This window comes from Cyclobacterium roseum (assembly GCF_010119225.1).
Taxonomy (GTDB): Bacteria; Bacteroidota; Bacteroidia; order Cytophagales; family Cyclobacteriaceae; genus Cyclobacterium; species Cyclobacterium roseum.
In genome coordinates this window covers 176,692-197,643 of sequence record NZ_WNKF01000008.1, presented here as the reverse complement: position 1 = coordinate 197,643, position 20,952 = coordinate 176,692, and the positions used below count along the sequence as shown (strand labels likewise).

22 protein-coding genes and 1 pseudogene are annotated in these 20,952 nt (G+C 40.4%); 16 read left to right on the top strand and 7 right to left on the bottom strand.

The window, feature by feature from the left end:
* Positions 1 to 73 precede the first annotated feature (73 nt).
* A complete protein-coding gene (locus tag GJQ68_RS13280; RefSeq protein WP_162417733.1) occupies positions 74 to 820 on the bottom strand; it encodes a DUF6250 domain-containing protein in 747 nt (248 codons plus the stop codon).
* A 421-nt stretch (positions 821 to 1,241) separates the two neighbouring features.
* Here GJQ68_RS13280 and GJQ68_RS23675 point away from each other — a divergent pair.
* Positions 1,242 to 1,460: pseudogene (locus tag GJQ68_RS23675) on the top strand (Uma2 family endonuclease); the annotation flags it as partial.
* A gap of 394 nt (positions 1,461 to 1,854) precedes the next feature.
* Here GJQ68_RS23675 and GJQ68_RS13270 read toward each other — a convergent pair.
* The 5 genes from GJQ68_RS13270 to GJQ68_RS13250 all read right to left on the bottom strand — a co-directional run bounded on the left by GJQ68_RS13270 (position 1,855) and on the right by GJQ68_RS13250 (position 4,749).
* The gene (locus GJQ68_RS13270) at positions 1,855 to 2,067 is read right to left on the bottom strand and encodes a hypothetical protein (protein ID WP_162417732.1); all 213 of its coding nucleotides are present in this window, start codon (positions 2,065 to 2,067) and stop codon (positions 1,855 to 1,857) included.
* A 134-nt stretch (positions 2,068 to 2,201) separates the two neighbouring features.
* The gene (locus GJQ68_RS13265; protein WP_162417731.1) at positions 2,202 to 2,549 is read right to left on the bottom strand and encodes a type II toxin-antitoxin system PemK/MazF family toxin; all 348 of its coding nucleotides are present in this window, start codon (positions 2,547 to 2,549) and stop codon (positions 2,202 to 2,204) included.
* A complete protein-coding gene (locus tag GJQ68_RS13260) occupies positions 2,536 to 2,748 on the bottom strand; it encodes a hypothetical protein (protein ID WP_162417730.1) in 213 nt (70 codons plus the stop codon). The genes GJQ68_RS13265 and GJQ68_RS13260 overlap by 14 nt, the downstream gene beginning before the upstream one ends.
* 48 nt (positions 2,749 to 2,796) lie before the next feature.
* Complete coding sequence (locus tag GJQ68_RS13255; protein ID WP_162417729.1) at positions 2,797 to 3,954, bottom strand: hypothetical protein; 1,158 nt, start codon at positions 3,952 to 3,954, stop codon at positions 2,797 to 2,799.
* A gap of 357 nt (positions 3,955 to 4,311) precedes the next feature.
* On the bottom strand, positions 4,312 to 4,749 hold the full coding sequence (locus GJQ68_RS13250) for a PH domain-containing protein (protein WP_162417728.1): 438 nt from the start codon (positions 4,747 to 4,749) through the stop codon (positions 4,312 to 4,314).
* Between the two features lie 265 nt (positions 4,750 to 5,014).
* On the opposite strand from GJQ68_RS13250, the gene GJQ68_RS13245 reads away from it, so the two are divergent.
* The 7 genes from GJQ68_RS13245 to GJQ68_RS23325 all read left to right on the top strand — a co-directional run bounded on the left by GJQ68_RS13245 (position 5,015) and on the right by GJQ68_RS23325 (position 10,982).
* Positions 5,015 to 5,788 carry an ATP-binding protein gene (locus tag GJQ68_RS13245; RefSeq protein WP_162417780.1) on the top strand — a complete coding sequence of 258 codons (774 nt, stop codon included), beginning with the start codon at positions 5,015 to 5,017 and terminating at the stop codon, positions 5,786 to 5,788.
* 414 nt (positions 5,789 to 6,202) lie between these two features.
* Positions 6,203 to 6,802: an XRE family transcriptional regulator gene (locus GJQ68_RS13240; protein WP_161993983.1), complete on the top strand. Its 600-nt coding sequence runs from the start codon at positions 6,203 to 6,205 to the stop codon at positions 6,800 to 6,802.
* Complete coding sequence (locus tag GJQ68_RS13235) at positions 6,780 to 7,127, top strand: HepT-like ribonuclease domain-containing protein (RefSeq protein WP_162417727.1); 348 nt, start codon at positions 6,780 to 6,782, stop codon at positions 7,125 to 7,127. Before GJQ68_RS13240 ends, GJQ68_RS13235 begins: the two co-directional genes overlap by 23 nt.
* Before the next feature lie 321 nt (positions 7,128 to 7,448).
* Positions 7,449 to 8,054 carry a Uma2 family endonuclease gene (locus GJQ68_RS13230; RefSeq protein ID WP_162417726.1) on the top strand — a complete coding sequence of 202 codons (606 nt, stop codon included), beginning with the start codon at positions 7,449 to 7,451 and terminating at the stop codon, positions 8,052 to 8,054.
* Between the two features lie 917 nt (positions 8,055 to 8,971).
* Positions 8,972 to 9,184 (top strand): hypothetical protein, encoded by a 213-nt coding sequence (locus GJQ68_RS13225; RefSeq protein ID WP_162417725.1) that lies wholly within the window; start codon positions 8,972 to 8,974, stop codon positions 9,182 to 9,184.
* Positions 9,185 to 9,220: 36 nt separating this feature from the next.
* Positions 9,221 to 10,342 carry a 6-bladed beta-propeller gene (locus tag GJQ68_RS13220; RefSeq protein WP_202927933.1) on the top strand — a complete coding sequence of 374 codons (1,122 nt, stop codon included), beginning with the start codon at positions 9,221 to 9,223 and terminating at the stop codon, positions 10,340 to 10,342.
* A gap of 460 nt (positions 10,343 to 10,802) precedes the next feature.
* Positions 10,803 to 10,982 (top strand): cysteine peptidase family C39 domain-containing protein, encoded by a 180-nt coding sequence (locus GJQ68_RS23325; RefSeq protein WP_262888114.1) that lies wholly within the window; start codon positions 10,803 to 10,805, stop codon positions 10,980 to 10,982.
* Between the two features lie 122 nt (positions 10,983 to 11,104).
* Here the strand turns inward: GJQ68_RS23325 and GJQ68_RS13210 are convergent, their stop codons facing one another.
* A complete protein-coding gene (locus GJQ68_RS13210; protein ID WP_235941490.1) occupies positions 11,105 to 11,896 on the bottom strand; it encodes an ATP-binding protein in 792 nt (263 codons plus the stop codon).
* Positions 11,897 to 12,483: 587 nt separating this feature from the next.
* Here GJQ68_RS13210 and GJQ68_RS13205 point away from each other — a divergent pair.
* From GJQ68_RS13205 to GJQ68_RS13170, 8 genes are all read left to right on the top strand, one after another.
* Positions 12,484 to 13,596, top strand: coding sequence for a BF3164 family lipoprotein (locus GJQ68_RS13205; protein ID WP_235941488.1), 1,113 nt, complete (start codon positions 12,484 to 12,486; stop codon positions 13,594 to 13,596).
* A gap of 7 nt (positions 13,597 to 13,603) precedes the next feature.
* Positions 13,604 to 14,116 (top strand): DUF3405 domain-containing protein, encoded by a 513-nt coding sequence (locus tag GJQ68_RS13200; RefSeq protein WP_162417724.1) that lies wholly within the window; start codon positions 13,604 to 13,606, stop codon positions 14,114 to 14,116.
* Positions 14,100 to 15,233, top strand: a complete 1,134-nt coding sequence (locus tag GJQ68_RS13195; protein ID WP_162417723.1) for a 6-bladed beta-propeller — start codon at positions 14,100 to 14,102, stop codon at positions 15,231 to 15,233. The genes GJQ68_RS13200 and GJQ68_RS13195 overlap by 17 nt, the downstream gene beginning before the upstream one ends.
* The gene (locus tag GJQ68_RS13190) at positions 15,230 to 16,099 is read left to right on the top strand and encodes a carboxypeptidase-like regulatory domain-containing protein (RefSeq protein WP_235941486.1); all 870 of its coding nucleotides are present in this window, start codon (positions 15,230 to 15,232) and stop codon (positions 16,097 to 16,099) included. Before GJQ68_RS13195 ends, GJQ68_RS13190 begins: the two co-directional genes overlap by 4 nt.
* 334 nt (positions 16,100 to 16,433) lie before the next feature.
* Positions 16,434 to 16,703, top strand: coding sequence for a LytTR family transcriptional regulator DNA-binding domain-containing protein (locus GJQ68_RS23670; protein ID WP_394351313.1), 270 nt, complete (start codon positions 16,434 to 16,436; stop codon positions 16,701 to 16,703).
* Positions 16,704 to 17,038: 335 nt separating this feature from the next.
* Positions 17,039 to 18,205: a hypothetical protein gene (locus tag GJQ68_RS13180; protein ID WP_235941483.1), complete on the top strand. Its 1,167-nt coding sequence runs from the start codon at positions 17,039 to 17,041 to the stop codon at positions 18,203 to 18,205.
* A 230-nt stretch (positions 18,206 to 18,435) separates the two neighbouring features.
* Positions 18,436 to 19,539 (top strand): BF3164 family lipoprotein, encoded by a 1,104-nt coding sequence (locus GJQ68_RS13175; protein ID WP_162417719.1) that lies wholly within the window; start codon positions 18,436 to 18,438, stop codon positions 19,537 to 19,539.
* A 160-nt stretch (positions 19,540 to 19,699) separates the two neighbouring features.
* On the top strand, positions 19,700 to 20,851 hold the full coding sequence (locus tag GJQ68_RS13170; RefSeq protein ID WP_162417718.1) for an alpha/beta fold hydrolase: 1,152 nt from the start codon (positions 19,700 to 19,702) through the stop codon (positions 20,849 to 20,851).
* The last annotated feature ends 101 nt before the right edge of the window (positions 20,852 to 20,952 follow it).

Here is a 20,952-nt window from a genome sequence, read left to right as displayed (position 1 = left end):
CTATATAAATGATTGTTTTCGATCTTTATTTCAAAGTGTTAGTACTATCCACTTCGTTTTTTCTTTTATGGTTCTAAGGAACATCCATTTTTGAAAGCTCATACACGTTAAAATCATCAATAAAAAGGTGATTATTCACCGTTCGAAAGGCAAAATAGCCGGAATCATACGGTGACGCATCGTATACATTAAAAATCAGTTGTTCATTTCTCCAGTATTGGATCGTAGTAGTAAACACGATAATGCGTATCCGGTTAGGGACATTCGGGACGATCAGGTATGCTTCATCTGAAAGATCGTGTGCCGGGAGTAGCGGCTTTTGCCCATCTCCCGAATACCTGCGAAACCTCGTCTTGGTGTTATTATGACCGCCGAGCCCCACGTAATAGAGCTTTAAGCTATCATACTGACTAAATTTACCCGCTCTATGTGGATGCGCATCCCCAAAAAAATTCGTGTGCCAGGGATCGGTAGCCAACCAAAAACAGTTTAAGTCTGACACCCGGTCCTGCGGCCCTCCTTCATCAATCACAGTAGCGGTAAACTCGATCATAACAGGTTGATGCAACTGCTTATCGAACCAGACGGTACAACCTGCCTTGTCTTCGATTTCCAATCTACCCCCGTTTAAAACAACCGTTCCTCCGGGTTGTTGCTCGGCTTTCCAATGGTCCAGGTCATTGAATTCTTCCCGATGAATCAATGAGTAGTTTACTTCCAACGTATCATTCAATGTCAAACGGCCCTGCTGCTCTCTGGCAACTAAAAGGTTGTGTAAACCAAAGATGAGTAAGAGCGGTAAAAATACCAATCGCTTCATAGGCTATTAAGTTAGGTATTTAATTTCTATTTTCATTAATAAAAAAGGAATAGGCAGCAGCAAATTAGAAGGTTATCCTACAGCAGGAGTTTTGGTCATCACGGGTTTTGACTTATTACGACTAAAGTACCAACTATTTTGTCATTCAGTAGCTTAAACCCTAATAATTTGTCTCTATTAAAAATCCACTGGTTACTCATAGTAAAGCGTACGTCGTCATCGCGAGCACCGCGAAGCGATCTGAATCGAAGCGGAAACGTAAGCGATTTAAACTTAAATTTTGAATGCGTAACGAAAGTATCGCAATTAGCGAGTTCAATTGTGATGCCCTTTGGACGTGCCTTTTTATCATTTACAGAGGCAAAATGGTTGGTTAAAACCAGCAATTAAGGCTATTTTTGCTTGATACAATAACCAAAAAGAACTCAAGCAAAAATACGGCATTTACGAAGAGCGTGGGGTTAACGAATACCGGATCATTTTCCCCGATGAACAGACCTCCTTGGTCTTCCGGTTAATTATTGGCGCCTATCAACCTACCCGTTTACTTACTCATGGAGGTACGATCGATTCCCAGGTAATTTCAGGTTTCAAATTAAACCTTTCTGATCTATTTGAAAACCCGGAGCACAAAAATTAGGATCATCGATTTTAACTGAAAAGGTTAACAATTATTACAGTAAAAACCGTACACATTTAAACGCATTGCAGGTCTAAATAAAACTGTAAACCTATAGCAGTATTTAAACAATATTCTGTAAACTTTTTTTAGGACGAGTCATATAATCAAACCACCAATTTGTGCAGGGTGAAATTTGCAATTTCTCCCTGATAGCTACGAAAATGCGTTTTGGAAAACCATATATTAAAAGGCCATTTGCAGTGGCCAAGCGTAAATGAAATTTGGTTATTTCTTCATAAAACCATGAAATCGTTTGAAATCACGTAAGCAGGATTACAAATCCTGTTAATCTGGGTTCGGAATTGCAAATTCCGAACAGCATGTGCCATCAGCTCATTAAACCACCGGATCATCAAATAATTATATCATCAGTGCCATTGTCCATCCCAAGAAACTGGTCGCTTGAATGGTCGTAGTCATAAAGAAACAGATTCCCCTGATAATCCACCTGAATGGAATCGGTTACCATCAATTGATAAGCAAAATCATCCTCGCTTTTTTTACCGTTATTGCTACACCCATAAAGGATCAAAGCTGAAAAGGAGAAACATAGCCATTTTTTCATGTGTCCAAGTTCCACAAAAGGAAATGGTATCCCTACCTAAAAAACGTTAAATTTTTCGGACCTGGCGCATTTTTTAAATTGATTGTAGTTTCTATTTCTCCGAATGACAATAAAGTTTGATCCATGTCGGATATTTAATCGATGTCAATAGATAAGACTTTTGATAAGCCAACCCTGATTTGTTCCCCGATGCTTTCCGAAACAAGCCCTACCTTTTTTACAAATCTCTCCTCGGAAACTGAGCGGATTTGAAAAGTATCGGCTGCAGACACTTTTGTTAATCCATTTTCGCTGTCTGGTATTAATTTTATCATCCAAGGGGCTATTTGGTACCTATCTTTCCAGTCGGTAACCGGAACAATGATTCTCAATGGTAATTTTCCCAATGTATCGTCATTCACAATTATAGCCGGCCTTGTCTTTTTTATCTCAGCCCCAATAGTTGGGTCAAGGTTTAGTAACCATATTTCACCTTGGTTCATAAAAATTCTCAAAATCAAGGTCAGTAAATGCAGTCAACTCTTCGTCTGCCACATAGTCTTCGTACAATAAATCAACGGCTTTTTTCATCTGACTTTCGTCCTGCTGTTTTCGAATCAGTTGCATGGATCGCTCTATGATATAAAACTGCTCGCTGACAGGCAATTTCTGGATTTCTTTTATTAGGTCCCTGGTCTTCATTCTGGTAACGTTTTACTTAATAAAGGTACAAATTTTGACGCAAACTAGTTACTCTTCACCAAAATCCAAGCTGTATTGATACAAGGTATGAAAATCCTCTTCCACGCCTGCCTGTTCCTGGTCTTTAAGTGCCACGATTTGCCCTTCCTTGTCCACCATGGCCTCAAAAGGAACCATGCTTTTCGGAATGGGCAGGTCCGTTTCGCGCAGACCAAACCCCGAATCAAAAACGGCAAATTCCATGGGAAAGGAGTACACCAATTCCCGCCGCTGTGCGGGATCCGACACATCGTAGGCGGCTTTCGATTCGGGAGAAACACCCTTGCTGTAAAAGGCAATAAAATGATCCTTCAGTGGTAAAAACCGGTGGATCTGGGGGATACGGTAGACAAGCCCATTTTTTTCGAAAAAAGTATCCATCTGCTCCAATGGCACGGGCTGGTCCGGGAAGGCGTTCTTCGCCGGAATTTTTACCGTCTGCTCAAAAAGCAACTGTTGTTCCTCTTCGCTATAAACATGAAACTCCAGGGCATTATTGACCGAAAGATACCATTGGGAGCCGCTATTTTGAATAAGTGGCGTCGGATACCCGTAAAAGAGCCCCGCTTCAAAGGCATCCGTTTCCGGGAAATGCATGGTAGGGTAATGATCACCGCTTAGGGTATCCAATACCTCCATCATGGGCCCTCCGTCCAGCATGCGTTGGTAGGCTGCCTGCCGGTCCTGCCCCTCTTCCGCCGATTCAGGTTTATGGTACAGCAACTTATCCCCCAGCGAAGAGGCTGCTATATGTGCGCCCCCCACGATCCAGAAATAGGGATAGGGTATCTCCGTCCGGTTCAGCAGCTTTCCCTCTCGGCTCAGGGTATAGATTTTATCACCAAAGATACAGATGTTTCCTGCCGAGAAGGTGGGGTTCAGCCCATAGCCGCTGATGGCCTCCGGGCCGTCGTCTTGCAGGATAAACGTATGTTGGATAGCTCCTGAGGCATCAAAAATCAAGACTTCCCTTTTTTGTTGGTTATAGGCCAGGTAGCGGTTGGTTTCCGGATCGTAATCCTTTAGTTCCAGGCTACCCATATAATCGATGCGAACGGAGTCCACCAATTGAAGGGAATAGCTGCCAGCACCGGAAGTTTCCTTTTGGGAGCGGGAGCAGGAAAGCAGGCAAGTTGCTAGTAGTGTTATTAGGCGAAGATTCGACATGGTTAAAAGTAAAACTATTGGTTTAAAAAAACAAAGCAAAGCTTCCTACTTGCTGCTGTTAGGGGAATTTTTTTCAGTCCGTTTAAATGGCATTTATTCAGCTTTAGTTGGTTAACTGTCCATTAGATTTACATGCACTAGTGGACCGCTAGCGCTTTCGGGTAGTGTAACTAAAATCCCTCCGCGGCGGAGGGCGCAGGGGGATTTTTTTGTACCCATCCCATCTATGCATTTTACGATTTTGATACGATTTTCGTACGTAAATCCCCCTGCCCCCTTTGAAAGGGGGATTTAACTTTTTCAAAATTTGCAAGTACGTTCCTGGATTTCGATATGCTCAACACTTTTTTATGCCCCTTAGGGATCTTTCCCGGGTGGGATCACCTGAATGCTGGGGTTGATGGTGAGCAGGTCGGCAATCAGGGCATCACTGTCTTCCGGGGCAATGTACACATCGTCGTACCGGTTGTATTTTACAATCAAGCCTCCGGTAGCCAGTGCAGGCTTCACTCCCACCCAGCGGGTTTTGCCTTTAAGAATGGTCCGGATGCTACCTATGTCAATTTCTCCCTTGATATAGCCTGACTTGTAGTTAAAGCTATGACCCCGGATCTGATACCGGGTGGCAACATAGGGCCAGATAATAAATAGGGCCGGAGCGGTCAGGGGGATGATCCTTCGCAACTTTTCCTTCCACGGTTTGGTACCCAAAAACCCGTATGCCAGTGGCAATACCAACATGGCGAGCAGAATACCCTGCATCAGGGGTCCTTTTTTGGCTTTGTATGTTTTCATTTTAAGTGGCGGCATCCCGTTATTTTTACTACTAAAAATAGCGAAGATTTAAGATTATTTAAAAATATCAAGGTAATTTTCAATGGAATCCAACACTCTCAGGGCTAAAGGGTCGGGAGGGTTTTGGATTGTTCAGACCTGATTTTTTGTCATTGGAATTGCTTTGAGTAGGAAAAGAGGTGATTAAGGTTTACTGTTTAATTTTATGTAATTTGAAAGTTTTATTTTCAAATTACATACTTTCTGGTTAATTTAAAAAAACCTACTGAATTTAAGTAATAATGATCCTTCGGAATTCAACTATGAGAAACTCTGGTTTAGAGGAGGGTTTCCAGATAGCTATCTGGCCGAAACGGATAGTGACAGTTGGGATTGGAGATACGATTTTATCACTACCTACGTAGAACGGGACATACCCTTATTTGGAGCCCAGGTTTCAGCTACCCGCATGAAACGATTTTGGTCCATGCTGGCGCATTACCATGGCCAACAAGCCGTGCTTAGCGAAATAGCTAAAAGTCTGGAAGTCAGTCACACCACCATTCGGACTTATTTGGACATTCTTCAGGATTTCTTTATGGTGAGGCAGTTGCAACCCTGGTCTGGGAATACCAGAAAAAGATTGGTCAAGTCCCCGAAGATTTATATTCGGGATACGGGTTTGTTACACAGTCTATTAACGATCCCCAGTTTCGAACAATTGATGGGATACCCCTTGGTTGGCGCTAGCTGGGAAGGGTTTGTTATAGAAAATATCAGTAAGCTCCTGACCCCCGATTGGGTCAGCAGCTATTATAAATCAAGCAATCAAAGTGAAATAGACTTGGTTTTGGAAGGACCTGCCCGGGAGGTTTGGGCGATAGAAATAAAAAAATCGGTTTCCCCAACCTTGAGTTCAGGATTTTACCATGCTTGTGAAGACATCCAAGCCACAAGAAAGCTTGTGATTTATTCCGGTTCCGACCAATTCCCTATGAAAGGCGGTATTGAAGTAATAGGATTGGTGGCATTTTTGAAAATGATTAGGGAAAAAAATTAGGACAAATCCGAAATCGAACCATTTGCACATTAGCAAATCAATTTATCAGCCAATCATTCAGCAAACCATTGTACCATCATATAATCAGATGATCAATTTGTGCTGGGTGAAATTTGCAATTTCTCCCAGATATTTACGACAATACATTTTGGAAAACCATATTCCAAAAGGCCATTTGAAATCGCCAAACGTAAATGAAATTTAGTTATTTTTTCATAAAACCATGTAATCGTTTGAAATCACGTAATCAGGATTATAAATCCTGCTAATCCGGGTTCGGAATTGCAAATTCCGAACAGCACGATTTACCAATAAAATGCAGATAATTACTAGGAACCTTTGTTTTTTTCAAATCACTCTTTGATTTTTTGACAAATTTTGTCAAATTTTAAGTATCCAAAATCCAAAAATTGTATGCGTAGTCTAGGAGAAACCATCAGGGAATTAAGGAATGAAAGGGAACTTCCACTTCGGACGGTGGCTGATCATCTCGGTATTGACCAGGCTATTTTGAGTAAGATCGAACGCGGACTCCGAAGACCAAAGCGGGAGCTGGTAGTCAGACTGGCTGCTTATTTTCAAATTTCCGAAAAAGATTTATTGCTGGCCTGGTTAGCAGACAAAATAACGTATGAGCTTGGTGATGAAGAGCTCGCTTTGGAAGCATTGCAAATGGCTGAAGAAAGGGCAGCTTATGCCGCATTTCAGAAAATTGACAGGGATCGGATCCTGAGAAAAATACAAAATGGAATCAGCAAATTCAAGCAGGTAAAAAAGGCCTGGATATATGGATCATTTGCCAGGCAAGAAGATGGGCCGAAAAGCGATGTGGACATTGCGGTTCAAGCTGATCCCACTTTCTCCTATTTTGATCTGGTGGATATCCAATATGCCTTGGAAAAAACCATCGACCGCAAGGTGGATATAGGATTTATCGATTCATTTAAACCTTATATTTTTGAGCAGGTAAAAAAGGACCTAAAATTGATATATGAAAGAGAAGCATTGGGATAGCCAGAGGAGATTAGCGCAAATCCTTAAAGCCATAATTACCATCGACCGATATGTAGAAGGGTTGGATCGGATTGCTTTCTGCAAAAACGGGCTTGTTCAGGATGCTGTATTGATGCAATTTATTATTATCGGGGAGTCAATCGACTACGTGGAAAACGAAAAATTAGTTAAATATGACTATCCATGGTATAAGGTTAAGTCCTTTAGAAATTTGATAGCCCATGAATATTTCAACATCAAAATGACAGCCGTAAGGGAAATTATCCAAAAAGACTTACCCCGTTTAAGATCAATGGTTTCCGTAATTTTACAATCGGAGTTTTGACTTTTCGTATGCCGGATTGTACTCGTTTGCGGTAGCCAAGGTGGTGGTTAGGGTTAAAGGGCCGGAAACTCTTTGGAAGCTGACAAAAATAGGGATATTCTGTGTTTCTTTTACGGCAATTTGATAGGACGGGTAGGAAAAGGGTTTTTTAGGTTTCGTCAGATGATATTGGCTTGGGCAGCAAAGTACCCTGGCAGCCTTTTGGGGTTTTGTATCGAACTCCAGGCATTCAGTCCATGTTTTCATTACCGATAGGTATTTCTCGCGGAATTGATTGGTTTTTATTATTTTTATAAATCATTCAAGTGTTTTGTAAGCCCTATGGAAACGCAACCTGAAAAAAACATAGCCAAAGAACCTGACTTTGCATACGGCTCCTATACGTATGCGGATTATCTTACCTGGGAGATAGATGAAATGGTAGAACTGATCCGTGGAAAGGTGTTTCGACAGGCAGCCGCACCACGAGTGATACACCAACGGATTTCCGGAAAAATTTTCTACTCGCTGTACGATTTTCTAAAGGGTAAGCCTTGTGAAGTATTCTCAGCAGCTTTCGATGTACGACTGCCGGTGGCTTCTAAAAAGAATGAAGATATCGATACGGTGGTCCAACCGGACTTATGTGTCGTATGTGATGCAGGGAAGATAGACGAACGTGGCTGTCTTGGTGCACCAGACTTGATCATAGAAATACTTTCTCCCGGTAACAATCGAAAAGACTTGAAGTTGAAATACGACGTTTATGAGGATTCGGGAGTGAAAGAATACTGGGTCATCCATCCGGATGAGCGAACGCTTCTTATTTATACCCTGGATAAGCGGAAATACCGCGCCTCCCGTTTATTCACCTTGGGTGACAGGGTAATTTCTGAAGCCCTGCCTGGATTTGAGCTGGAGCTGGATCATGTTTTTGGAGGATTATAGTTTGGTCTCTGGCTTGGGATTCCCAGGCACAAAAAAGAATACTAAAACAGTATCATATACGGAGCCAGTATTTCGGACTACAGTAGAATAACAACTAGCCTATTATAGGGTGAATCAAAAAGAACATTGTGTTATGTCCTGATTACAATATCCTCCAAGATCCCTCAAGCGCTTGTATTGGAACAATATGTTATTTTTTTGCCATACCTGCGTATCAAAGAAACGAAAGACAGCATTTGCTATCCAGTTATTCAAACCCAAGCACTGAAGGTGCGTAATACCCAAACACAGGGTGTAGCCCACATCAATCCATAGAAAAAAATATGCCGCCCATACAGGGCTCAGAGCAATCGGGGATTCTCATGTCGATGGGCTACACCCATCGCTGAGGTATCCCGCCCATTCAGGGCTTGGATGAATGAAAACCGAACCGAATCCCAAGCACTGAAGGTGCTTAATACCAAAGCACAGGGTGCAGCCCTGTGTCTAAAGCCGAAACCTAAACCCCAGTCCTGTAAGGGTGAAATATGTTTGGCAGACCACACATCTACACAAAAGAATATGCCGCCCGTTCACGGGAAAAACAGGCCAATTCACGGGAAATACAATTATTCACTTATATTTTTTGATTTTATCCATTAGATTGGGCAGTAATAAAACCAAAAACATATATAGATTCCTACTTTTCTGGTAATCTACATACTATTAAACTGTTTGAACCGCATGAATAATTGTTTCCACAGCTCCGATAGGCTCCTCGAATGGCTGAAAATTCGCTATACCAGCGGTATATCCAGTGCAGACCTCAAGGAAATAAATACCTACCAGTAGGTATATAAACGAATTCTTTCGCGATGAATGGGCACAAATCCCAAGCTGGTCCGGGAAAACAATACAATTCATTAATCAAAAGAAAAATGAAAAAGTTGAATTTGGAAAAATTAAAGCTGGCGGCAGCGGATGTGCTACAACGAAGTCAGATGGGGACCATTTATTGGGGATCTGGAGGTAGTACGAACTGCCAATGGGTATGCACCCGTGATGGTGGTGAACCTTTTTCCCTTTGGGATTGCTCCGGGGATCCAACCAAAATTTGTGAGGTAAATGGCCATTGTAGCGGACAAGATTAACAGTACAATTTGTGTTGCGAACTATTGACTAATGAAATGGAGGATCAGCAGATCCTCCATTATTTAAAACTTTACAACGCTATGTTAGGTAAAAATTCTATTCGTGTTTTTCTATTATTCGTTGCTTCCCCTTTTTTGATATTTGGTTGTAGTAAAACCCCAAAAACGGAACTTACATCGATACATGTCCCAAATAAAATAGATGAACCTGTTCTCCTTTCTGAACTAGCCATCACAGATAAGAAGATAAAATTAGAGACAAAAGATGGCGTTTTTCTTGGAAATATTGTTGATGTTAAATTATATAAAGACAGGTTATTTGTCTCTGATAAAAAAAGGGTTTCAATTTTTGATTTGGAAGGAAATTTTATTCAATTTTTGGGTGAGGAAGGCGAGGGTCCAGGAGAGTATAAATTGGTTACTTCTATGGATATCGATTCTGCTTCAGGTCTAATCTATATTTCATCATACAATAAGCTTTTGGTTTTTGGAGCTGACTTAGGGCTTGTCGAAGAAAGAAAATTGGGCTATCCTATAGGGTATTTGAAAGTTTTGGATGGAGACCTATGGATAGTTTCTGAGGAGATAGGGATAAAGGTTGGGAATAAAACTGCTAATCAGACCAACCTCTACAAGCTGGGTAATACTTTCGAGATTTCAGATACCATTCCCTTTAGGAGGGTGATTTTGGACAAAATACAAATAGGGGGCTATTGGTTTAGGCATTGGTTGTCAGCTACTGGAGAAGGAATATTTTTGTTCATGCCGGTTCTTACACCGGAAAATACGCTCCGGGACACTTTGTACCAGTTATCAGATGGGATGATAAAACCAGCTATTAAGTTCCATTTTGAACGAGCCCAATCCCTGAATGAGCAGGGGTACCAAACGCTTTTGTTGTATAACGTGATGAACAGTTCTTCATATTATATTTTAGAATATGCCCAAGATTGGGAACAATTCATGTTTCTGTATGACAAGAAAAACAAAATAGGATACAACCTTAGCAAGGGATTGACCGATGCTGATGGCGATCCTGTGTTTTTGAGACCGTTGGATTTGGATGCGGATCTCTTTTATTATACCAAAAAGAAAGCATTTAGCGACCCATCCACTGAGGAAGAAAATCCCGAAATTGGAATTGTTAAGTTAAGATAATCATCAAACCATCACATCATCGAATCATCACACCATTCCGGACAATCATTTCTTTAACGGCATAAAACCGCCCATTTACGGGGAAGATAATTACCCCTATTTGAATTATATCTTTAATTATTTTAATGCAAGCTGAGGTTTCTCCCCATTTCAGGGCGTGGATGACTGGAAAACGAACGGAATCCCAAGCACTGAATGTGCGCAATACCCAAACACAGGGTGCAGCCCTGTGTCTAAACCCGAAACGGGAACCCTAGCCCTGACGGGGCCAAATATGTTTGACCAACCCCGCATCCGATATAGAAAAAAATATACTGCCCGTTCACGGGAAAAACAGGCCAGTTCACGGGAAAAACAGGCCAGTTCACGGGAAATACAATTATTCACTTATGTTTTTTGATTTTATCCATTAGATTGGGAAGTAACAAGCTAAAAAGCATAGACAGATGACTTTAACCGGCTGAAACAGGCACAGCTTCCCCTGATCGCCCATTGGGATAAAAGGCACTTTGTGGTGGTGTACCGGATCAATATCTTCCTGGTAAATACATTCAATCAATGGATTAATTCCATCCAAGTGTTTTTCTCAAACCGAAATGCCATTTTTAGGTTTTCAGCGAAACTTATGACTTTCTGTTGAGTAATTTTACTCATTATATTGAGTAAATTATAAAATGACACCTTTAATGATTGATATTCTGCTATTTATAAAATAATTTTATCCCAGGTAAACCAATAAATGAAAGCCACAAGGTCTGCCATTTAAAACAAATCCAACACATTCGTTTGCAAAAATTCTTGCCAATGAATGCCAGCTTCCCCTATCAGCAGGGATTTTTCAGGTTTGAATTTTTTGTGAAAAGCCCCCAAGTCGGATAGCTTTCCTGTTTTCCCGGATTTCACTTCGAGCGCAATCACCCGATTGTTGTACACAACCACATAATCCACCTCATCATTGCCTTCCCGCCAGTAGTAGATCGTTAGCTTTTTGTTTTTGAATGCCTGATTGATCAGGTGAGCACCTACCGCAGATTCCACCCACCTTCCCCAGGCTTCATGGTTTTTTAATAAGGTGTCAAGACTTTCACTGGAAATCACGGATAGGATCGCTGTATTGTGAACCTGAAATTTGGGACTGGAAGCGCGTTTACGGATCATGTTGGGACTGTACTTTTCAATGCCCCCCAGCAGACCGGCATCATGGAGTAATTCCAGGTAATTGGCCAAGGTGGTGGTATTACCTGCCTCGGTTAGCTGTCCCATGATTTTGGTATAACTCAAAATCTGTCCGGAATAGGCCGAACCCAATTCAAACAAACGTTTCATCAGGGCAGGTTTATCCACCCGGGTTAGCATAAGGATGTCTTTGGAGATACTCGTTTCCAAAAGTGCATCCCGGACATAGCTTTTCCATCGTTCTTCATCTTCTCTTAGCGTAATGGCACCCGGATATCCTCCAAACCACACAAACTCCTCAGCTGTCAGACCAAAAGCATGCTGCTCCGAATCGGGGAACTTTGGATGCTGGAAAAACCAGACCAGGAGGTCGAGCACGATTATTTACGGTTATTTCGAGTGGTTCTAAAAATTGAAAGAGCAAAGGAATGTATAACCAAACCGCCAACGCTTTTTAGGGAACATCATAAATCCTAAATCATAAATCACCAGTTCTCCCTTTTCGTCTCTAAGTCCCTTCTTCTCCTACTCACTTTCTCTATCATCCCCTGATTCCCTTTACTTTAGGGCAAGCGATCATTCCGGTTACGGGAAAAAAGTGTCCACTCACGGGAAAAAGGTACCCGTTCACGGGAAATGCAAATTTTCCTATTTGAAATAAATTTTTAAATGGTTTAATTTATTTATCTTTTAACCATAAAACAAAAAAATCGCATGAAAAAGTAAATGACATAACAAAAAGCAACCCTGGCAGCAGGTGTGGTTGCCATGAGTGTTGGATTGTTCAATTCATTTAATGCAGAGGCCGATGGTGGATGTGAGTATGGCTACATGTGTTGCCCAGGTGATTCGTATTGCACGGATGAATCTGGAATAGTATGGACAGAGGACAAAGCAGTTGAAAGACGTTTTCCTGGTGATGTCTGTCACTAATAATCTATCGTAAATAGTAAATTAATACTGTTGTGACTTTAACTAAAAATACAAATCAGATTTTAATAAATGTAGCAATATTAATCGTTATACTATTACCCTTGACAAATTGTTCAGAAGACAAATTGAAATCCGATAATTTAAAAAGCTTTACGGAAAAAACGATACCTAGAACAATGAACCTGGTTGGCAACAAATACTTTTTCGAAAATATAAAAAACCCCCTAAAAATTTTCGTAAAAAACAATAAGTTAATCATTGGCGAAAGCAGAAGGATACCTGAAGAGTATCCTCCGATACATATCATAGATGCAAAAAACATGAAATATTTGCGGCCCTTCGGTAAAAGAGGCTTTGGACCTGGTGAAGTTTCTGACGTTTCAGGGATTGATTTGGGTGGAAAAGAAAATACTTTCTGGGTTTATAGCGCTATGTCAAAATATTTTTCAGAATTTACCCTAGATGATACCACAACTTTATCAAAAAATCAAATTAAACAAGAAGGAGACCTCTTTATGGCCATGGCCATGGCTTGGTCGTCAGATAGTACGGTAATGTGTCGTTTGGTAAATGACCCCCATCAGTTTGTAGAATTTTCGATTGATGGAAGGCGCTTAGCAAATTACGGAAAATGGCAAGATCATTTAGTCAGGGAGGATCTAACCAATTATATGATGTCTGATTTACATTTAGGTCGGTTTAAAGGAAATCAGCAAAATAATATTTACGCATCCGCTGGTTTTTACAGAGATAGGATTGAAATTTTAAACAAAGAAAGCGGGAGCATTTTCATTACAGATGGTCCCTTCAATTACATTCCCGAATTTACTATTGTTAATTCATCCGGCTCATCTGGTAAATTAATTGTAGATGCAGCTGAACCATCGGCCTATTATGATATTTCTATATCTAAAAACTATATTTTTGGGCTATATTCTGGTAAAACAGAAAAACAAAAAAGTGAAAGCAGTGAAATAGCCAATGATATTTATGTATTTGACCTGGAAGGTACTATTAAATCCAAATTTATATTGAATATTTCAATCAGAGGATTGACTGTGGACGAAGAAAACCAAAAAATATACGGTATCACAACAGATGAAAATCCTGGACTTGCTGTTTTTGATTTACCTAACCTAAAATGATAGCTCAATGGGCAAAATTACTTCGCCAACCCAATCTTTTTTAATCGTCACCAATAAAACCTCACTCCCTTTAATCCAAAAATACCAGGATCTGTTTACAGCTACTCAAGATATTGGGGATACTATCGTATTGTACCATTTATCAGAGGAAAGATCTGATCTTGAGCTAAATGGCCTGAATACTTTTACCTTTACCGATGAGGTATTAACCTCCCTGAACTATTTCCCCCTTGGCTTTTCCCTGGTTCCGGGCAGCAACCATTTCCCCTTGCTGAAATTTTACCTTTCTCATCCGCATTACGATTACTACTGGTGCATTGAGGACGATGTGGCGTTCTCGGGAGATTGGAGAGCCTTTTTTGAAGCTTTTTCCACCCTGGACACTGATTTTATCAGCAGTCATATCCGCCGCTATAAGGAGGAGCCGGAATGGCCCTGGTGGCCTATAAAGGAAAATGAAAAGTTTAACCAAATATGGTGGCATTTTATAAAATACAGTTCAAATGACGGTGAGAAATAATTGGCTTAACGGTATGTTTGTTATTACACTTTTATTTTCTTGTGAAACAGATAAGAACATAAGAGAAGGTGATCGATTAGACTTTTCCGAATTTACAAGTAGAAACTTCAATTTATTGGAACTGAGCACTGAAGTTGAAGGTCTACAACTTTCCTTGCCAGATTCGATTATTTTAGGAAAAATTGAATCAATAAGATATGTTCACCCATATTGGTTGATGCACGATCCAAATTTTTCTAAAGCCATCTATTTGTTTGATTCTGCCGGAAATTTCGTAAATAGCCTTCAAAAAGCAGGCGAGGGGCCTGAGGAATACCTTTCTTTATTTTCCTATCTGGTCTGGGACGAGGAGTTAATTGTTTATGATCGAAATTTGGGTAAAGCCAATTGGTACAGCTTTCCAGAATTTGATTATATAAAATCAAAAAATGTGGACTATTATATCATGGATTTAATTTTTTTAGAAAATCAGAAACAAGCTTTAGCTGTCTTTGATGACTGGCATACCGATGATTCGTATTTGGGTATAGTATTCCTTGATAAGGATTTGAGAATAGTTGAAAACTTCCCGAAGCCACCTGGGCTCATCGAGGCAACTCAAATTGGTAATTTATCTGATAACAATGGTTTTTGGTATTTTACAGAACCTCTTTCGGAAATGGTATACTTGTTAGGAAAATCGGAGATGCAACCTGTTTACTGGATAGACTTCGGTGAGTTTAAAATACCTGGCTTAAATTGGGGAATTGACGATGCGGATGATTTTCATGAACTATTACAAACCCGCGAATATGCCTTTGCCGTCCATAACTTCAATTTGCATGAAAACCTGATCAGTTTTAATTTTTATTTAGGTAATCCAGAAAACGTAAAACTGGGCCTTTATGATTTAAACGCAGATCAGGCAGTTGTAATTGGTGAGATAAGTACCGCAGACGATCTTTTTTTAAGACCATTGAATGTTTCAGCCGGATATAACCTCACCGTACTTTATCCTGATGAGTATAATGAAGAAATGCTGATGGAAATTGGCTTAAATTTAGAATGGATAAAGTCAATAGATATTGAAAACCCGTTGATGATAAAATACAGGTTTAATAAAATACCCAATTTATGAAATTTAAAATCTTCTTGTTCCTCCTGTCTATAAGCCCCTGTCTGTACGGACAGCAGGCGTGGCAGCTAATGTCCACCGAAGGAGATCCCGTCAGTTTTGCCAAAATTACTGTGCTAAACAGCGAGGATTGGTTTTCCTCGGATCAAAATGGAAAATTCAGTCTTAACCTGACCCAGTATGGAAAAAATGAGATTTTTAATATTTCAGCCACAGGCTATTTGGAAGGCACTTTTTCGTGGAATGACCTAAGAAAAGATACTGTCTTATACCTAAACACTCAATATTTCGATTTGGAAGAAGTTGTCGTGTTATCCAATAGCTTGAAGTCATACACTATAGGGAACAGGAGTCTCCCAATTTCAATATCTCGAAATAAGCGAGAAAAACGAAAAGCTGGCATAATGCGCTATGCCAGCTTTTTCGAAATGAAAGGTAACGAGACAAAGTTACTTTCCGGTTTAAGCCTATATTTATCCGAAAATGGTGACAAAAATATTGAATTTACCTTACGGGTAATGGTGTCTGATAAAGTACGAAATCTAAAAAAAGGAAAAATATATCAGGTAGCCGAATTTCAGGATTTATACAATAAACCCCTTTTGTGCAGACTCGAAAATTATGGCTGGACGAAAATAGATTTAGAGGACAAAGAAATTGTAATACCTGGAAGATATAAGGCCATTTTTTTGATTTTTGACCTGGTAAAGCCAAAAAATAAGAAAACGGAACTGTCCATGGTTATCCCCTTTCAAAGGGAATCGAATGAAAACCAATATCCTGGTTTTTACTTTCCTGGTGGCGCTATCGGTATTTTTGATACCAAAAAAGAGCATTTTGCTGTAGTTTTAAATTATTTAAGTGAATAATTGTTTTCCCTATTAATTGCGTTAAATATTCCAAGAAATTCATTTTCTTAACGTTTTTTTCTCTAGTGCCGTAAATTTGAAGGATTAGGTGATGGACATCAATTTTTGGTCACGCATACCACCTTTGAATTCATCAGGATTGCCATTAAATTTAACGGGCTCCTTTTATTTATCAGAAATAAAAACGTTGATCAAACTTTGCCGGATAATTTCCAATTTTTGAACAGCATGATCCAGTTCCCGAACCATCTATTCAGGAAAGTCAACACTAACTCTACTGGCGTTTAAACCAGTTAATCTGCAGTTGGCCACCCATCTTTCGGTAGATAATTATGTGCAAACCATTCATTGCCTGGATGGAAGCGGCCATTCCTGCTGCTGCCCCCTGAAAAGTATGCAAGATGAATTGACACTTGCTTTTAAAAAAATAAACAGAAGGTGTTTAGTCAGTTGTGTTTTAATCCAATCTATCCATGGAAAGAAAAGAGAAATAACGATACAAAACGATCTTCGTCAGCTGGTATCCAAATCCAAACGGACCAGCATCAAAAAGGAACTCGTTCCAACGCACCTCACAAAAAAGGCCATTCAGAACACATCCTGATCCCATTTCCGAAAATTTAGAAAAATTTTAGGATGACAGAAGGCCGGGTAAAAAGTGGAATGCTACCAGGGTAGGCTTCTTGCCACCTTTTGAGCGGTGGCCTTTGAAGGAGAGGGGAACTTTTTCCAAATTTCTAAAAACCTCTTTATCATTTCATAAAGCTGCTCTTTTTTACAACTATTTAATAGCATGGTTACTGACACTACGTAAGTAAGAGCCAATAATAAAATAAAAACCCGAATTTAAATTAAATTTTTTGATTGACTACCACTTATTTATTTGTTAATTTGAGTTAACTAAAATAAATTATACCAAATTCAATGGCTAAAATGTATATGAAGAATTTGATCTTCCTTTTTACCATACTCACATTTTTAAGTTCCTGTCAAAAAAAAGAACATACAGCATCCGAAAAAGCGGTTAATACCGTTTCACTTCAAAAGTTGGACAGCATACAGATTTACTATTTAGGTACTCCTATTGTACATGATGTTGACCCATTATCTGAAACGGTAGTCTTTATGGAACAAAAGGAGTTCTTGGCAAAAATCCTGGTAGCGGATTTTGACGGGAACATCTTACATTCCTATTTAAAATCCGGGGATGTTCCTGATAGCTACGGTGGCCTTATTTCTCCCCTCAAAATTGAAAGCGACAGCTCATTTATCGCCTATGGATACAATGGGTTTTTAAGATATGATTTTTCAGGAAAGCTTTTATCTCAGGTAGATCACCAAGATTTTCAACCTCCCATATTCAAACAACTTGCTATGCAGTTTGGGATGGAAAAAATTGGGGATCGTTATATTTTTGAGGAACAGGACTATCGCGGCGTAAACGTACGTGATAGTGATCATTATAAGGATTTATATTTGCTCTCTTGGCTTGACCCTGAAACAGGAGAGAGGGAACCGTTTCTTAAGATTCCAGAGACCAGTATCTTCCGAAACGGAAAATATTTCTTTGCTCATTCCTGGAAACCAATTTTCACAGTTTCAGAAGATCTAATATATGTAGCGTTTGGCATAGAACCCGTTATTTATGCTTTTAAAAGCGTAGCCCCCTACGCCTTGGTAAAGAAAATTCCACTTGATCTTGAGGAATATCGCTATTTTAAAGGTGGAAATGACTACTCTTCCGTTGCTAACTTCATGCATTTACGTAATAGAACCGGCAGAATAGAGGCCATTAATATTATCGATGGATATTATATTATTTCTTATTTTCCAGGATTTAATAGAGTGGATATTGAACAGGGTTTAATGAATAAATCACCAGAAGAGGCAACGTTTTTTAGAGAGCGCATGCAAGAAAAATACCCAAATAGAATTGCCATTTTTGATTCATTGGGTAATCGGTTAAACGATTTTGTTCCAAAGGGACTAGTGGCTGAGGAAATGCTACTCCGCAATGGCGAGCTATGGATGGTAGGAAAGGAAGACCCCAATACTGAAAAAGATTATTTCAAGTTATATAAACTAGTGCTTAAAAAAATGGAGTGATAAAAGATGATACTATTAAACGACTTAAGCCCCCCCAAATGAACAAAAAGCCGGGTAAACATTTTGCGAACGGTGGGAAAATCTGGATTTATGAGAATGGGAATGATGAAATGGGATTTTTCCGTTTGGAGATGAGTAAATTGTAAATGAAATTTAGAAGCCCTGAATAACAGATGTTATTTTTCTATATTATTTATATTAATTTAAAGCCAAACCCACCCCAAAAAACAATGATCTATCTTCGAGGCTTATCATTTTTACTAGCGATTCCATTTACGGTGTCTATACTAATTGTTTCTTGCACACCAGTTACAGAGCGGGCCAAAAACGAAAAAACCTTTTCCTTCGAAACGCTGCCAAAGTCGATCTCCCTTCAGGGTAAAAAAAAGTATTATCCTGAATTGAAAATGCCATATACCTTGTTCACAAACAATGATCTGTTGATTGTAGGAGAGAGCAAAAGAACCTATGACGAATTCCCTCCCATTCACCTTATTCACAGCCAAAAAATGGATTACCTGGGTGCTAAAGGAGTGATCGGATTTGGTCCTGGTGAACTTTCGGATGTTGCCGGAATGGATGCAGGTTCAAATGAAAATACATTTTGGGTGTACAGTGCCATGGAGAAGCGGTTTTCCGAATTCAGTCTGGAAGACACTACCTCCCTTTCTTCCAATCAAATCAAACAAGAGGGAGATTTTTTTATGGCAATGGCGATGAAGTTTTCTTCCGATAGCACGGTGATGTGCCGAATGGTCAACGATCCCTTTCGATTCGTAGAGTTTAGTTTGGATGGGCAGCGAATTAAAAATTATGGCAAATGGAAAGACATTTTGGTTCGAAAAGATTTTACTGATTACATGATGGCCGATCTGCACCTAGGCTATTTTCAGGGAAATCAACGTAACCAAACCTACGCATATGCCAGTGCATACCGGGACCGCCTGGAAATTTTAGATAAGAAATCGGAACAAATATATCTGGTAGATGGTCCATATAATTTTATTCCTGAGTTTACAGTAGCGACTTCCGGCGGTAAATCCAATGGTGTCATCGTAGACATCAACGAACCCATGGCTTATGCTGCCGTAGAGGTAAGCGATGATTACATTTATGGCCTCTATTGTGGCAGAACATTCAGGAAAGTACGTGAAGGCAGCGAATATGCGACTGAAATCTACGTATTTGATCTACTGGGTACTATTATATGTGAATTAAAACTGGATACGAGCATCCGGGCCCTTGCCGTAAATGAGCAGGCTGGCAAATTGTATGGTATCACCACAGATGAAGATCCTGGAATTGCTGTTTTTGATTTACCTTCGTTCGACTAACAAAAAAGGCACTATTTCACATCATTTAACGATATAGACTATATTCATAATTGGATTAGATTTTTAAACAAGCTATTTTCAACTACTGGACCCCATTCCTAGCTGAGTTTAAGGAGAAATTCTTTAGGCCTCCGATTGTAAACGTAAATCAAACGCTGTTTTGATAGCCTTTCTACAAATACTAAGTGTATTCTCATGTTTTATCCTGTCGCCTTCTGATACCAGTAGGTTTATATCCGTGCCCCTGGACCACCGGGATCCCTGCGGCAAGCAAATAACCATCAGCTATACCCTTTCCCAACCCTACGAAGAACAAAAAGAAACCATTTTGCTACTGGATGATCCCCTGGACAACTATTTTCAGCAAGGCATGGAGCTCCGGAAACTGGCGAATGAATTTAACCTGGTACAAATCAAAGGTCGCCATCAGTCCAAAGTCCTCCTGAATACCCTCCGGGCTACCGGGGAAACGGACTGGTCCAAAGCCTACCAGCTACTGAACGTGGACCAGCATGCCCGGGACCTGGAAAGGGTCCGGAAAGCCTTGCCCGGAGATCAGCCGGTGCATTTGGTGGGCTTTTCCGGTGCTGCTGCTTACCTGCACTACTACCTGAGCCTGTATCCCGAAAAAGTCAGTTCCCTGATTTCTTTTAACCCCCTACTCTTTGACCTTCAAAAAAACCTGAACTTCCGGGACCCGGCCCCCTGCCCGGAAGCGCAGGCCAACCGGTTTTGGTTCGCCTATTTATGGCAGGCACATGCCGAAAGGCTTTGTCCGGATACGGGTGATACCGATGATTTTCCTTTCTATGCCTTTTTACAGTGGGGATTTTTGGTGCCGGGCCTATGGGAAAATAGGGACGATGATGTGGCGGTAAAAGTACGGCTGTTTGAGCACAGCTATGATTTACTGGCAAACAGGCCCTACGAGCAGCCTCCTTCCAGGTTGGCAGCATGGATGAAACAGGAAAGCCAGCCCATCTGGAAAGCATTGGAAAAAGCTCCTTTTTCGGTTCATGGAGTGGATTACGACAAAGGCAGGCAGTTTGAAGGCAAGGTACTGATCGTGGGTGCTGTCCATGACAGATTGCTTTCCAGGTATTGTTACGATGTATTGGCGGAATTCTACCCCCATTCCAGCCTGATGCTGCTCCGGGATGGACACGCCCTGAGGAAGCTGAGGGCTACCGGATTGCACCGGAAGCTTATCAGCTCTTTTATTAAAGAGGATAAGCAGGAAAAAGTCGGCGTTTACCAATCGCTGCAGGAAGCCGGGCTGCTTTATGATAAAAGGGATAGGTATAACTTTTGAGGTCTTTTCGGACCTCGAAAGTTTTTTTCGTGAACGCTCCGAGTCAGACCTTCGGGGTTTTAGGAAACCCCAAAGGTCAATGTAGTCAAACCTTTGAGGTC